Origin of the sequence: Vreelandella halophila (assembly GCF_009856365.1) — a bacterium.
Lineage (GTDB): Bacteria > Pseudomonadota > Gammaproteobacteria > Pseudomonadales > Oleiphilaceae > Halospina > Halospina utahensis_B.
Window position 1 is genome coordinate 1 of the sequence record NZ_WMEX01000010.1, and the last position, 13,470, is coordinate 13,470.

15 protein-coding genes are annotated in these 13,470 nt (G+C 62.8%); 6 read left to right on the plus strand and 9 right to left on the minus strand.

Annotated elements, in window-relative coordinates:
* Positions 1-294: 294 nt before the first annotated feature.
* Entirely contained in the window at positions 295-1,494 is a 1,200-nt protein-coding gene (gene tyrS / locus GLW01_RS14610) for a tyrosine--tRNA ligase (RefSeq protein WP_160899556.1), read from the minus strand.
* Positions 1,495-1,771: 277 nt separating this feature from the next.
* Here tyrS and GLW01_RS14615 point away from each other — a divergent pair, with 277 nt between their 5' ends.
* Positions 1,772-3,208, plus strand: coding sequence for a peptidoglycan DD-metalloendopeptidase family protein (locus GLW01_RS14615; protein WP_160899557.1), 1,437 nt, complete (start codon positions 1,772-1,774; stop codon positions 3,206-3,208).
* A complete protein-coding gene (locus GLW01_RS14620; RefSeq protein WP_160899558.1) occupies positions 3,209-4,342 on the plus strand; it encodes an anhydro-N-acetylmuramic acid kinase in 1,134 nt (377 codons plus the stop codon).
* Here the strand turns inward: GLW01_RS14620 and erpA are convergent.
* The 4 genes from erpA to argC all read right to left on the minus strand — a co-directional run bounded on the left by erpA (position 4,328) and on the right by argC (position 7,089).
* Positions 4,328-4,681, minus strand: a complete 354-nt coding sequence (gene erpA / locus GLW01_RS14625) for an iron-sulfur cluster insertion protein ErpA (RefSeq protein ID WP_095618630.1) — start codon at positions 4,679-4,681, stop codon at positions 4,328-4,330. The two genes, GLW01_RS14620 and erpA, sit on opposite strands and share 15 nt — an antisense overlap.
* Before the next feature lie 89 nt (positions 4,682-4,770).
* On the minus strand, positions 4,771-5,304 hold the full coding sequence (locus GLW01_RS14630; RefSeq protein WP_151441435.1) for a bactofilin family protein: 534 nt from the start codon (positions 5,302-5,304) through the stop codon (positions 4,771-4,773).
* Positions 5,276-6,043 (minus strand): DUF6776 family protein, encoded by a 768-nt coding sequence (locus GLW01_RS14635; protein ID WP_160899559.1) that lies wholly within the window; start codon positions 6,041-6,043, stop codon positions 5,276-5,278. Before GLW01_RS14635 ends, GLW01_RS14630 begins: the two co-directional genes overlap by 29 nt.
* An 11-nt stretch (positions 6,044-6,054) precedes the next feature.
* Entirely contained in the window at positions 6,055-7,089 is a 1,035-nt protein-coding gene (gene argC / locus GLW01_RS14640; protein ID WP_160899560.1) for an N-acetyl-gamma-glutamyl-phosphate reductase, read from the minus strand.
* 91 nt (positions 7,090-7,180) lie between these two features.
* Between argC and hemJ the strand changes: the two genes are divergently transcribed.
* From hemJ to hemL, 4 genes are read left to right on the plus strand one after another with little or no spacing between them, the layout of a single operon-like run.
* Positions 7,181-7,603 carry a protoporphyrinogen oxidase HemJ gene (hemJ, locus tag GLW01_RS14645; RefSeq protein ID WP_151441438.1) on the plus strand — a complete coding sequence of 141 codons (423 nt, stop codon included), beginning with the start codon at positions 7,181-7,183 and terminating at the stop codon, positions 7,601-7,603.
* Positions 7,603-8,385, plus strand: a complete 783-nt coding sequence (gene thiD / locus GLW01_RS14650) for a bifunctional hydroxymethylpyrimidine kinase/phosphomethylpyrimidine kinase (RefSeq protein WP_095618625.1) — start codon at positions 7,603-7,605, stop codon at positions 8,383-8,385. The genes hemJ and thiD overlap by 1 nt, the downstream gene beginning before the upstream one ends.
* Entirely contained in the window at positions 8,378-9,019 is a 642-nt protein-coding gene (gene thiE, locus GLW01_RS14655; RefSeq protein WP_151441440.1) for a thiamine phosphate synthase, read from the plus strand. The genes thiD and thiE overlap by 8 nt, the downstream gene beginning before the upstream one ends.
* On the plus strand, positions 9,016-10,296 hold the full coding sequence (gene hemL / locus GLW01_RS14660) for a glutamate-1-semialdehyde 2,1-aminomutase (RefSeq protein WP_151441441.1): 1,281 nt from the start codon (positions 9,016-9,018) through the stop codon (positions 10,294-10,296). The genes thiE and hemL overlap by 4 nt, the downstream gene beginning before the upstream one ends.
* Before the next feature lie 3 nt (positions 10,297-10,299).
* Here the strand turns inward: hemL and GLW01_RS14665 are convergent, their stop codons facing one another.
* Genes GLW01_RS14665 through GLW01_RS14680 form a run of 4 tightly spaced genes read right to left on the minus strand, consistent with a single transcriptional unit; the run spans position 10,300 to position 13,340 of the window.
* Complete coding sequence (locus GLW01_RS14665; protein WP_160899561.1) at positions 10,300-11,640, minus strand: tetratricopeptide repeat protein; 1,341 nt, start codon at positions 11,638-11,640, stop codon at positions 10,300-10,302.
* Positions 11,641-11,694: 54 nt separating this feature from the next.
* Positions 11,695-12,102, minus strand: coding sequence for a DUF1631 domain-containing protein (locus GLW01_RS14670; RefSeq protein ID WP_160899562.1), 408 nt, complete (start codon positions 12,100-12,102; stop codon positions 11,695-11,697).
* A gap of 9 nt (positions 12,103-12,111) precedes the next feature.
* Positions 12,112-12,753 (minus strand): anti-sigma factor family protein, encoded by a 642-nt coding sequence (locus tag GLW01_RS14675; protein ID WP_160899563.1) that lies wholly within the window; start codon positions 12,751-12,753, stop codon positions 12,112-12,114.
* 35 nt (positions 12,754-12,788) lie between these two features.
* Complete coding sequence (locus GLW01_RS14680) at positions 12,789-13,340, minus strand: RNA polymerase sigma factor (protein ID WP_198949555.1); 552 nt, start codon at positions 13,338-13,340, stop codon at positions 12,789-12,791.
* Positions 13,341-13,470 lie beyond the last annotated feature (130 nt).

Here is a 13,470-nt window from a genome sequence, read left to right on the forward strand (position 1 = left end):
CAAAGACCGCACTCGAATCAACGAGCACTGACTTTGATGATCGCACCGACCACCACAGCCAGCGCCCACACAAATAACCTGACCCCATTGTTAAAGAACCTCAGAAGGCGTTAAGCCCCTGATTGGAAAAACAAAATTCTAAAGCATTTCAGAACTTTGTCAATCCCCGGAACAACTCATGTGCGCCCGAAAGCGCCGCCGCTGTGGGCCGTTGCCCCGAAAGAGATGCGTATTCTACACCCGCACAGGGTGTCGTCAACAGGAGATTTCAGAATGATGTCAGCGGGCACCCACTCACTGGACATGGACCCGCGCAATCTTCTTCCGACCCGCCTGGATCACGTATGACTGCCCCGCCGGCAGCGACTGTCGATCGCCAAGGGGCTCGCCGTCCACATAGACAGCCCCATGCTTCACCACATCCTTGGCAGCACCTCCCTGGGCCAGCCCCGCCTGCTTAAGCAGACTGACCACAAAGAGTTCAGCCTCCCCACCTGCATCCACGGTCACCTCGGGAACATTTTCGGGAATCTCACCGAGCTCCACTCTGTTCCCCGCGGAGCGATGGGCATTCTCAGCCGCCTCTTCGCCGTGATAGCGACTGATCAGCCAGTGCGCCAGCGCCTTCTTGGCCTCCTGTGGATTGACCCCTTCCTCTTCCACCTGTCGGCGCAGTGCCTCAACCTCATCCATGGGCTTGAGCGTCAGCAGTTCGAAGTAGCGCCATACAAGCTCATCAGGAACCGAAAGCAGCCGGCTGTACATCTGCCCCGGGGCATCCGTGATCCCCACGTAGTTCCCCAGGGACTTGGACATCTTCTGAACCCCGTCCAGCCCTTCAAGGATCGGCATGGTCAGCACCACCTGGGGCTCCTGGTCGTAGTGGCGCTGTAGATGCCGCCCCATGAGCAGGTTGAACTTCTGGTCGGTGCCGCCAAGCTCCACGTCCGCCTCCAGCGCCACGGAGTCATACCCCTGGACCAGCGGATAGAGGAACTCATGGATGGCAATGGACTCATTGGCCTGGTAGCGCTTGTGGAAATCATCACGCTCAAGCATGCGGGCCACTGTGTACTGACTTGCCAGCCGGATCATGTCCGCCGCGCCCATCTCATTCATCCAGGTGGAGTTGAACACAACCCGCGTCTTTTCTGGGTCAAGTACCCGGAAAACCTGCTCCTTATAGGTCTCCGCGTTTGCAGCCACCTCCTCTTCTGACAGAGGCGGGCGCGTGGCACTTTTCCCGCTGGGATCGCCGATCATGCCGGTGAAGTCCCCGATCAGAAAGATGACCTCATGGCCCAGCTCCTGGAACTGGCGCAGCTTGTTCAGGAGCACAGTGTGGCCCAGGTGCAGATCAGGCGCCGTGGGATCAAACCCGGCCTTGATCCGCAGTCTACGGCCACTGCGCAGCTTGGCAGCCAGGTCTTCCTCGGGGATCAGCTCATCCACACCCCGGTGGATCTGGGCGATGGCGTCATCAATGTTCGTCATGGATACTTGTCTACTCCGATCTGTTCCAGCAGGGCTACCCGCTACACACACTGACAATTTTCATAAGCCATTAACACGGCGGTAATCCCGCCAAATTCACTTTGTGTCGCAGGCACTTGCAAAGGAAGCAATTGTAACAGGAAACCACAGAGCGCGTTGCACCGCACAATAAAGGCAATCGTTTTTTTGCGCCCACTGCTGTTTTCATTATACTTCGAGTAATTCTGCGAACTTGCCCGAAAAGTTTGCTCCAACACTGAAACAACAGGGTATAACCGTGCTCAGACAATTCCCGGGAACCCATATCGCCGCGCTTGCCGGTATTACCGCACTGGTTGGTGTCACCCTGCTGGTCAGTCCGGGCAGCAACCAGAGCCAGACCACAAAGGCTTTTAACGTGGCGCCTGTCTCTCCCGTTCCACAGGACAGCCAGACCTCAACACAACAGTATTCACAGGCCGGCATGGTATCGCCCGCGCGGACACTGGCATACGCCGACGCACCGGATCTCCAGAGCCTTCTCGGCATCAATCTGGCAGCCGTCCCTCAAGCCCAGACGTCCGCCACCCAACCAGAACCCCGCGACGAGAACATCCAGGAGAACGAGCTGGAGTGGCGGCGCTTCACCATCGAGAGAGGCGACTCTCTGTCATCCCTTTTCACCGATGCTGGCGTGAGTCACCAGGAGATGTACCGCATCCTGAATGGTGAAGGGAAGCCGGATGAACTGTCGCGCCTGCGTGCCGGCCGGGAAATCGAATTCGGCTTTGATGATGACGGCAAACTCTCCATGGTGGTCCTGCACAACAGCCGCACCACCAAGCTCAAGGCGGTGCGCCAGGACGAGAGCTTCCACACTCACGAGGAAATGCGTGAACCCAGAGTGGAGCTGGCCTATGCCACCGGCGATATCCAGACTTCCTATATCCTTGCTGCGAATCGCGCCGGGCTGGGCACCAAGGTCCGTAACAAGCTCTCGCGCATCTTCGGGTGGCGCATCGATTTCTCCCGGGACCTTCGCAAGGGTGATCGCTTTGGAGTTCTGTATGAAAAACAGTATCTCGATGGAGAAATGATCGGCCACGGGCGAATTCTGGCCGCCACTTTCACCAACAAGGGAAAGACCTATTCCGCAGCCCTCTACACGGATGCGAACGGCAACAGCGACTACTACACACCGGAAGGTGAAAGCCTGCGCAAGGCTTTCCTGCGCACCCCGCTCCAATACCAGCGGGTCTCCTCCCACTTCGACATGAACCGCCGCCACCCCATCCTCAACCGGGTCCGGCCTCACGAAGGCACGGATTTCGCGGCCTCACCGGGCACCCCCGTTAAAGCCTCCGGCGACGGTCGGATCACCTATGTGGGGCGGGATGGCGGCTATGGCAAAACCGTCCGTATTGATCACGGCAATGAGGTTTCCACCGTCTACAGCCACCTGCGCAGCTACAGGAGAGGACTTCGTCGGGGTGAAACCGTCCAGCAGGGCGACGTGATCGCCTACGTCGGCATGAGCGGACTGGCGACCGGGCCGCACCTGCACTATGAATACAGGGTCAGTGGCCGCCCCCGGAACCCGCTGCATGTCAGCCTGCCGGACGCAGAGCCTATTCCGGAGGACCAGATGGCCCAGTTCCGGGCCCAGACCAACCCGCGCCTTGCCCGCCTCTCCGAGGAGGACAACTCCTTCCAGATCGCCCTGGCCGAGGAGTGAATGGCAGGCCAGCCTGACTGGTACATCGGTCTCATGTCCGGCACCAGCATGGACGGGATCGATGCGGTTCTGGTCGGGTTTGGCCCCGAGGGCATTGAAACCAGCTGGCACACCAGCCACAGCTATCCGGACAATCTTCAGGCCCAGCTGGAAGAACTCGCCGCCAATCAGGGGACGCCATCACTTCTGGGTGAAGCGGATACCCGGCTGGGGGATGCTTTTGCCCACGCGGCCCTTGCCGTCACTGAAAAAGCCGGCCTGAGGCCGGAACACGTCACGGCCATCGGCAGCCATGGCCAGACAGTCCAGCACTGCGCAGAACCGCCCTCTCCCTTCAGCCTGCAGATCGCGGATCCCAACCGCATTGCCGAAGGCACCGGCATCACCACCGTAGGCGACTTCCGCAGGCGCGACATTGCCGCTGGCGGCCAGGGAGCCCCGCTTGCACCCGCATTCCACACCTGGCTGTTCAGCGCCCCCGGTCGGATGCGCTGCCTGATCAACCTGGGAGGAATCGCCAATATCACCCTGATCCCGGGCGACCACAGGCCGCCCCGGGGCCACGATACAGGCCCGGCCAACCGCTTGATGGACCTGTGGTGCAAACGCCACCAGGGGCACTCTTTCGATCACAACGGCGAATGGGCGGCCTCCGGAACCGTCTGCGAGCCGCTTCTTAGAACATTCCTGAGCGACACCTATTTCTCCAGACAACCGCCCAAAAGCACCGGCCGGGAACATTTCAATGAAGACTGGCTGGAGGCTCACCTGAGAGCTCTGCCCGATACACCAAAGCCAAAGGATGTTCAGAGAACGCTTTTGGAACTGACCGCTGTGACGGTCACCCGGGACATCAACGCCATGGGCGCGGAAGAGGTCTTCCTGGCGGGAGGCGGCGCTTTCAACCCGCTTCTGGCGGAGCGTGTTGCCAGCCTGCTTCCGGAGGCGTCGGTGGGTTCCACGACCGCCCTGGGGCTGGATCCACAGAGTGTGGAGGGAGCGGCTTTCGCGTGGCTGGCACGCCAGAGACTCAATAACGCCCCCGGCAACCTGCCTTCGGTTACCGGTGCGTCGGGGCCAAGAGTACTTGGTGGGGTTTGGCCCGGCGGGGCCGGAACCTCAGATGCTGAATGAAGACCCGCAGCCGCAGGTACTGGTGGCATTCGGGTTCTGAACCCGGAACTGGGCGCCCATCAGATCCTCTTCATAATCAACGGTAGCACCCACCAGATACTGGTAGCTCAACGGATCCACAAGCAGGGTCACGCCATCGCGCTCAACTGCCGCATCATCGTCCGCCTGATTCTCATCGAAGGTGAAGCCGTACTGGAAGCCGGAGCAACCACCGCCCGTAATGAACACGCGCAGCTTGAGATCGGGATTACCTTCCTCGGTAATCAGCTCACGCACACGTGCAACGGCTGATTCGGTGAAAAACACCGGTATTGCCGCCTGTTCCTGAACCACGCCCATGCGATCACTCCCAACTGCTGTTCCATTCAAGTCAGACCATTATGTGAACCAGAGTACCGGCCTGACAAGCCTGATTGCGCCACCCCGGGTCAGACGCTCGACGCCCTCTCCAGGGAGCTCGTTGAGCTGCCTTCCCCCGGCTCTTCATTCCGGGCCTCATCATCTCCCGCAGCGGGGCTCGCCGCCCTGGCACCGCTCTCCTGCTGCTGCTCGCGATGCCCCGAGGGCAGCGTCCTGGAGCCACCCGGAAGGCCACCCTCACGCTGATGCAGCAGGCTGCCATTAACCGCCGCCCCCATGGCCATCTCAATCAGATGGTAATACACGTTGCCATGGATGGAGGCCTTGGAAGCCAGTTCAAGATCCTCCGAGGAATAGACATTGCCATGCACCGTACCGTTGATGATGATGTGCGGTGCATAGACATCGCCGACCACCTCGCCAACGTCACTGATGCGAAGCACTGCATCCGAACCTTCCTCGGCGTAGACCGTACCCTCAACACGCCCATCGATATGCAGACCGCCGGAGAAATGCACATCCCCGGTTATGGACATCTTGTTCGAAACCAGTGTGTCGTACTGACCCGAACCTTTATTGATCGTCCTGGACTTGCGAAACATCCGCCTCGCCCCCTGTTTTGTCCTGCCAGAAAAATTCACGCTCGGATGTTTCACGACCGTTGTCCGTAACCGCTGCAACCTGGATGGAATGGGGTTCAAACCCTTCGGGAATCGTCATATCCCCATCCACTGACTGGAAATAGCGGAACCGGAACTCGATGTCGTTATCCTCGCGTGAGTCCGAAATCCTGTGCAGCGGAAGCCGCTGCCGTTCCTCTCCAACATAGCCCACAAGATGGACTTTCACATGGCCTGACACAAACCGGTTATTGTCGCCGATCTGGCTGAGCACAAGATTGTAGCGCCAACGGTCTGGATTGCTGGTGGGATCCAGATCCATGCGGAACACCTGGAGTCCGGTTTCAAGATCCTCAGGCGCCATGATGCTCTTATAGAAACTGATCTCGGACTTGTGCTCCTGAAGAGCCTGCTCCAGTTCGCGGATCGTGTCCTGGGCTTCACGCAGACTGTGGCGGTCCACTTCCTGATCTCGCTCCACCCGCAACAGCTCCCGACGGTACTCGGTAACCTTTTCCTGAAGCCGGTCACGCTCCTCGCGCACCGTTTCAAAGCCCTCCTCCGCTGCCTGGAAGCGAGCCCTGTACTGGTGACTCCCAAGCATAAAGCCCGCGCCCCCTGAGGTGACCGAAAACACCAGCAGAATCGTCAGCCGCCGCAGGCGCTCACCGCGCCGCTGGCGAACCAGTACCAGTTCTTCCGAAGAATCGGAGCGTGCCATGGGATTGGTCCTCAGGGCAGAAGCGCGGGCGCCTTCAGCCCTTCGCGTTCATCAAAACCACACATCAGGTTCATGTTCTGGATCGCCTGCCCGGCAGCACCCTTGACCAGGTTGTCCGTGACCGAGCTGACAATGATCCGGTTCTGGCCCGGTTGGCGGTGCAAAGCCATCCGGCAGGTATTCTCACCACGCACTGAGCGCGTCTCGGGCAACGAACCCCAGGGCATCACGTCCACAAAGGGCTCATCGCGGAAGCGGTTCTCGTAGATGGCCTGAAAGTCCGCAGCCTCATCTGAGATCTCCGCATAGAGCGTAGCCTCAATGCCACGGACCATGGGCACCAGATGGGGTACAAAGGTAACCTGAGGCGCCGAGCGCGCCTGCATCATCCGCAGCCCCTGCTCAATCTCCGGTCCGTGCCGGTGGCCGGAGGCCGCATAGGCCCGGAAGCTCTCCCCGGCCTCGCCGAGCAGCATGCCCATGCGGGCCTGCCGGCCACCACCGCTGGCACCGGACTTGCCATCCGCGATCAGCCGTGACGGATCCACCACGCCCGCCTCGATCATCGGCAGGAAGCCCAGCTGGATGGTCGTGGCATAACAGCCGGGATTGGCCACGAGGCGCGCCCCCCGAATCTGCTCCCGGTTGATCTCCGGCAGGCCATACACCGCTTCGCGGATGAGATCCGGCGCGGTATGGGTAGTGCCATACCAGTGTTCCCAGACCTCGCGCTCCTGCAGCCGGAAATCGGCGGACAGGTCCACAACCTTCACGCCCTGCTCCAGCAGGTGCCCCACACTGTCCATCGCTACCGCATTGGGCGTGGCGAAGAACACCAGGTCGCACTCAGCCAGACGCTCATCATCCGGATCCTCAAAGGCCAGATCACAGTGGCCACGCAGGCTCGGAAAGAGTTCCGCCACCGGACGCCCGGCCTCCGAGCGCGAGGTGATCAGCGCCACCTCCACACCCGGATGCAGCGCCAGCAGCCTCAGCAGCTCCACGCCTGTATAGCCGGTACCCCCGACAATGCCCACTGTGATCACGTTCTGCCTCCTCTGTACTGGTTCCGCTCGTTGGCGCCCGTAACAGAGCATTGTACCATGCCTGAATCATTCAGTCGGTTAAGGAGTTCCTGTGCTCTGGATCAAAGCGTTCCATCTCATGGCCATGGTCACCTGGTTCGCGGGTATCTTCTACCTGCCCCGCCTTTTCGTTTACCACGCCATGACCGAGGATGAACCCGGCCGGGAACGGTTCCGGACCATGGAGCGCAAGCTGTACCGCGGCATCATGAACCCGTCCATGATCGCCACACTGATCTTCGGCACCTGGCTTATCGCCCTGAACCCGGAGTACTACCTGCAGCAGGGGTGGCTGCACATCAAGCTGCTGCTGATCGCGGTGCTGGTGGCCTACCACCTGTGGTGCGGGCATTTCGTCCGGCTCTTCCGGGATGACCGCAACACCAGGGGCCACATCTTCTTCCGCTGGATCAACGAGGCGCCGGTCCTGCTTCTGGTCGCCATTATTCTGCTCGCCGTTCTGAGGCCCTTCTGATGCCCAATACACGCCCCCAGGTACTCGTTATCTCGGGCCTGGACCCGTCCGGCGGAGCCGGCATCCAGGCCGACATCCAGGCCATCACCGCCATGGGAGCGCACCCGCTGCCGGTGCTGAGCTGCCTGACCGTGCAGGACACCTGTAATGTGCACGGTGCGGAAGCGGTTGACCCTGAACTGATTGCACGCCAGATCCGCTCAGTGGCCGCTGACTCCCCCATCCACGCCATCAAGACCGGTGCCATGGGAGATCACCGCATCGTCAGCATGCTGCGTACGGTCCTGGACGAGCTCGGGCCATTACCTCTGGTGGTGGACCCGGTGATCAAAGCCGCCGGTGGCGGTGAGCTGGCGGATGGGAAGCTGGTGGCAGCCATGCGCTCGGAGCTCTTCCCCATGGCGTCCGTCATCACCCCGAATGGCCCGGAACTGGCGGAGCTGGGCGGCAGCGACGACGTCACCACCAGTGCCCAGGCACTGCTTGATGAGGGTGCCGGCGCCGTTCTCGCCACTGGCGGGCACGGCACCGGGCCAACCATCGAGAACCGGCTTTTCCGCAGGGAGCAGGTCGCCTCGTCATGGCAACTGGAACGGGTGGGCGGTGAATACCATGGCAGCGGCTGCACACTCGCCGCGGCCATCAGCGCGGGCCTGGCCGAGGGATTGCCGTTACCCGAGGCCATTGAGCATGCCCAGATTTTCACCGAGCGTGCCATACGGGGTGCGCTGCGTGTCGGCCGGGGCCAGCCGGTCCCGGACAGGAGCCTGATCAATGACTGAACGGATGCCAGGGCAGGGACTCTACGCCATCACCGACAGCCAGCTGCTGCCGGACGACCGCATCGTGGATGCTGTTGAACAGGCCCTGGCCGGTGGCGCCGTCATGGTCCAGTACCGGGACAAACGCCCCGATGATGAGCTGCGCCGGAGCATCGCGGAGCAGCTTCTGGCGGCCTGTCAGCGTTGGGGGCGTCCCCTGATCGTGAACGATGACGTCGCCCTGGCCCGGCAGATCGGTGCCGACGGCGTCCATCTCGGCCTTGAGGACTCAACGCCGGAAGAAGCCCGTGAGCAGCTGGGCCCTGGCGCCATCATCGGCGTCACCTGTCACGACGACCTGGAGCGGGCCCGGGAGCAGGCGTCCGGATCCGCGGACTACCTCGCGTTCGGGCGTTTCTTCCCATCCGCCACCAAGGGCTCGGCACCGTCCGCCTCCGCCGATGTACTCGGTCAGGCAGGCGCCCTCGGCTTGCCCAGGGTCGCCATCGGCGGCATAACCACGGATAATGCGCCCAGCCTGATCCGGGCAGGCGCGGACCTGATCGCGGTCATCCACGGGCTGTTCTCGACGCAGGACATCGAAGCAACGGCCCGTGAGTTCACCCAACTTTTTGCAACAGGAGCCTCTTCATGAGCCAGTCGGATACGCTTTTCGAGCAGGCGAGCCAATACATCCCCGGCGGCGTCAACTCGCCGGTGCGCGCCTTCAAGGGCGTGGGCGGCACGCCCATCTTCTTCAAACAGGCAGAAGGTGCCTACCTCTGGGATGAGGATGACAAGCGCTACATCGACTATGTGGGCAGCTGGGGTCCCATGATCCTGGGCCATGCCGCCCCCGCCGTGATCGAGGCGATCCGGGACCAGCTGACCCACGGCACCGGCTATGGCGCACCCAGCTCAACGGAAACTGCCATGGCCCGCAAGATCTGCGAGATGGTGCCTTCAGTGGACATGGTGCGCATGACCAATTCCGGCACCGAAGCCACCATGAGCGCCGTGCGGCTGGCGCGCGGCTATACCGGCCGTGACCGCATCCTGAAATTCGAGGGCAACTACCACGGCCATGTGGACTCGCTGCTGGTGAAGGCCGGCTCAGGCGCGCTGACTCTGGGCCAGCCCAACTCGCCGGGCATCCCCAAGGCCCTCGCGGAACAGACCCTCACTGCCACCTTCAACGATCTGGAAAGCGTCGAGACCATCTTCCAGGAGTACGGCAGCGAGATCGCAGGCATCATCGTCGAACCCGTGGCCGGCAATATGAACTGCGTGCCGCCGGTCGCTGGCTTCCTGGAAGGGTTGCGCGAGATCTGCGACCGTCACGGCAGCGTGCTGATCTTCGACGAGGTGATGTCCGGCTTCCGGGTCGCGCCAGGCGGTGCCCAGGAGCGTTACGGCGTGACTCCGGATCTGACCGCGCTGGGCAAGATCATCGGCGGTGGCCTGCCGGTGGGCGCACTCGGCGGGCGCCGTGACATCATGAGTCACCTGGCACCGCTGGGGCCGGTCTACCAGGCAGGCACGCTTTCCGGTAACCCGCTGGCCATGCGCGCGGGCCTCGCAACCCTGGAAGGGCTCTCCCAGCCAGGCTTCCACGATCAGCTGGAACAGCGTACCCGGAAGCTGATGGACGGTTTTGCCGCAATTGCCGATAAGCACGGCATTCCGCTGAAGGTTCAGGGCGCCGGGGGCATGTTCGGGCTCTTCTTCACGGACCAGCCGGAAGTAACCCGCTTCGAACACGTGGTCAACTGCGACACCGAGCGCTTCGGCCGCTTCTTCCACGCCATGCTGGAACAGGGCGTCTACCTGGCCCCGGCGGCATTCGAAGCCGGCTTTGTATCCGGCGCCCACACCGAGGCGGACATTGAGGCCACGCTGCAGGCGGCGGATAACGCCATGGCGCAGCTCTGAGCTTCAGCGCCCGAACGCGCGCCGGATCCCGACCCGGACCTCGGTCCGTCGGTAATCCCGGGATTCCAGGCGCGCATGGTTGCTCTCCCATTCGCCGGACAGGGTCAGGTGCCAGTTGTCACTGACCTCCCACTCGGAGCCCAGCCTCAGGCGCCAGCGCTCTTCCCGGCGCCGGAGTGTCCGGGTGCCGCCACGGACCTCATCCTCCTGGTAACGGGACAGGCGCCAAACGGCCTCCGCTGACACCGACCAGCGGGCCGACAGCGCATAATCCATCGAGCCACGGAGGCGGTGCCGCACGGGCGAGGCGCTGAAGAAATCGTCACCTGCAACCAGCCCGTCACGGTTTTCCTCCGTCCAACTATAGCCAGCTGCCGCAACCAGTCCGTCCGCCACCGGATGACGGTACGCCAGTTCGAAAAAGCGATCCGAGCCTGACAGCTCCGGGAAGTCTTCCCCTGCATCGACCGAGGCGGCGCCCACCTCCAGCTGCATCAGGCCACGCCCGGGCGACCAGTCCAGATAAAGGGCAATGTCCGCACGCCGGCTGACCCGCTCCGCCTCCAGCCACTGCCATTCCGAGGCGGCCTCGGCACCCACACTGAGAGCCGGTGTTCCACGGTAGTCCAGCACCAGCCCAGGTCTTGCAAGCGTCTGATCGGCCCCATCATAGCCGGAATAGTGCCGGGCGCTGGCCACACCGGACGCCGCCAGGCTGAGCGCGCCCCGGCGCCAGAGTGGCGCCCGCCCCCAGGCAAACGCCTCCTGGAATACCGAGGTGGATGCCACGAGTTGGTCACCGGCGAGATTGAGGTTGTCCTCATAGCCGCCCCCGGCCTGGACGAGCGCGCGCCACGCATCACGTGAGCCCGCCCGCGGGGCGACGCCCAAGCGGTCCAGCTGCTGCACCGCCAGGGCGGCAATGCGCCCGTCACGATCCAGAACCAGAGCGTCCGAGAAGTGGCCCCGGGCTCCAGCGGGTCTACCCTGCTCCAGGGCGACAAGCCCCAGGTTGTAGTGCACCAGTGCGGGGCTGTCCGTCATGGGCAGGAGCTGCTCAAAACGCGCCCGGGCCTCATCCAGCCGGCCGGCCCGGAACAGGGCCACAGCGAGGTTGTAGAGCCGGGATTCGGTGGTCTCGCCCGCAGCCAGCGCCCGCTCGAACAGGGAAGCCGCACCGGCATAATCCCCGTCTTCAAACGCGGTCTTCCCCTGCTCCACCAGGGCGGCTGTGTCCTGTGCCGCCACCGGCAGGGGAATCAGAGCCAACAGCACCACCAGTGCCAACACAGCGCTGGGTCGGACCGACAGGGCGGATGGATTATGGGCGAGTTTGCGCTGCATGGGGTCGGGCTTCCTCCAGTGACCCCGGAACTCTAGCAGCTGCGGCGGGATTCTTCAGCGTTGACCACCCCGTTCAGAGGGGGCGGAACCGGGCCGGTCCGGAGACGAGGGCGCACCCCCCCCACCCGGGCCACTCACTTCGGGGCCCTTCACCCCCCCAGGAACCGGGAGGTCGCCCCCGCCGGGGCGCCGCTCCAGTCCCTGGCGAGCCCGCTCACGCGCACGCTCCAGCGCGTCACGGCCCTTACTGGCGGCCTCCCCGGCGCGTTCACGCCCCTGACGCGCCCGTTCCTTCGCACGCTCCGCTGCCCCCTCGGGCAACTCGATCCGGCGCACCACGCTCTCGGAGACCGGTTCGTCCTCGGGTACCATCCGTATGGTCACGTCCAGATCTGTCTCCCCCCAGGCCTGGGACGCCGCAAGCAGTGCCACCAGCAACAATGGGCTCAGCCAGATTCTCATACCATCACCTCATCCACCCTCACCACCACTCGTAACCGGCGCGCGGAAGACCCGTTCACGGTCGCCATGACGGATCCGTGCCACCAGTTCGCCTTCCCCCGGAAACAGGGTCCTGACCGGCAGCGCCAGCAGGTTCTCGCCCTTGTCCAGGTCCACCTCCCAGCTGATACGGCGCTCACCGGGGAACGAGGCCAGCTCAGCGTGGGGTGGCAGTTCTATGGTCAGATTGACGTTCTCAAGCGCCTCACCGGAGTCAAACGCCAGACGCATGGTCTGGACATTATTCTCCGAAACCGGCCCCACGACGGTTTCCGGCCCGGAGTCCCCACCCCGGGGAATGAACCACGTCCCCAGGAAAAGTCCGACCACCAGGCAGGCCGCCATGGCCGCACCCGCCACCGGTGTGCTCCAGCGCCGCCGGGCGTCACCCCCTCCGTGCACGGCTTCCAGAATGCGGGTTTCAAACCCTGATCCCGGCTCACTTACCGGGGACTCCCGCAGAAGCTCACGCCAGCGCTGTTCCGCCTTCACTTTCCGCGCACAGTCCCTGCACTCCGCAAGATGCGCGGCAACAGCACGCCGGTCGGCCTCGTCGAGACGACCGTCGCAGTAATCCTCAATGTGCGGAATCAACTGTTCACAGTCCATCATCCTATCCTCCACGGAGTACCACGCTGGGCGTGCTCCTAAGGTTCCATCCGTCGTGCCAGTTGTTCACGCAGTTTCTGGCGACACCGGTGCAGCCGTGACTTGATGGTACCGGGAGCCACCTCCAGAACCTCCGCGATCGCCTGCTGCTCCCACCCCTCGACATCGTACATGATCAGAAGGGCGCGCTGGTCCGGCGGCAGTTCCGCCAGTGCCTCCTGCACCATACGGCCCGCCCGCCCACGCTCCATGTCGGCCAGTGGCCCCAGGCCCTCACCGGGATAGCGGTCCAGAAAGGCCTGATGGTTCTCGATATCCCCGGTATCCGTCACTGACTGTTCCTGGCGGCGCTTACCCTTGCGGTCCCGATCCACGAACTGACGATAGAGTACCCGGTTGAGCCAGGGCCTCAGATCCTGGACCGCTTCCAGCTCCCGCGTCCGGGGATACAGCTTGAGCATCACATCCTGAACCAGGTCCTCGGCGTCCGCAGGATTCCCGGTAAGACGATGGGCAAACCGGTAAAGACCCCGCAGATGTGGCTTTACAAGCTGATCAAAGGTTCGTGCCTGGGAACGACTGAAAAACAACGGATACAACCTGCCTGGATAGCGGTGACGTCAGTTATAGCAGACTCCATGGAAAACGACGCCCGTCCTCTGAACATTCTGTAATCGCAATATCCGGAACCTTCCCTGGATGCCATTCGTGGTGAGTACA

Excerpts from the sequence above, each read along its gene's own strand:
- GLW01_RS14630 (WP_151441435.1), bottom strand. The coding sequence starts at position 5,304 with ATGTTTCGCAAGTCCAGGACGATCAATAAAGGTTCGGGTCAGTACGAC.
- erpA (WP_095618630.1), bottom strand. The coding sequence starts at position 4,681 with ATGGGCGTGGTTCAGGAACAGGCGGCAATACCGGTGTTTTTCACCGAA.
- hemL (WP_151441441.1), top strand. The coding sequence starts at position 9,016 with ATGAGCCAGTCGGATACGCTTTTCGAGCAGGCGAGCCAATACATCCCC.
- GLW01_RS14635 (WP_160899559.1), bottom strand. The coding sequence starts at position 6,043 with ATGGCACGCTCCGATTCTTCGGAAGAACTGGTACTGGTTCGCCAGCGG.
- tyrS (WP_160899556.1), bottom strand. The coding sequence starts at position 1,494 with ATGACGAACATTGATGACGCCATCGCCCAGATCCACCGGGGTGTGGAT.
- GLW01_RS14665 (WP_160899561.1), bottom strand. The coding sequence starts at position 11,640 with ATGCAGCGCAAACTCGCCCATAATCCATCCGCCCTGTCGGTCCGACCC.
- thiE (WP_151441440.1), top strand. The coding sequence starts at position 8,378 with ATGACTGAACGGATGCCAGGGCAGGGACTCTACGCCATCACCGACAGC.
- GLW01_RS14620 (WP_160899558.1), top strand. The coding sequence starts at position 3,209 with ATGGCAGGCCAGCCTGACTGGTACATCGGTCTCATGTCCGGCACCAGC.
- GLW01_RS14675 (WP_160899563.1), bottom strand. The coding sequence starts at position 12,753 with ATGATGGACTGTGAACAGTTGATTCCGCACATTGAGGATTACTGCGAC.
- GLW01_RS14670 (WP_160899562.1), bottom strand. The coding sequence starts at position 12,102 with ATGAGAATCTGGCTGAGCCCATTGTTGCTGGTGGCACTGCTTGCGGCG.
- thiD (WP_095618625.1), top strand. The coding sequence starts at position 7,603 with ATGCCCAATACACGCCCCCAGGTACTCGTTATCTCGGGCCTGGACCCG.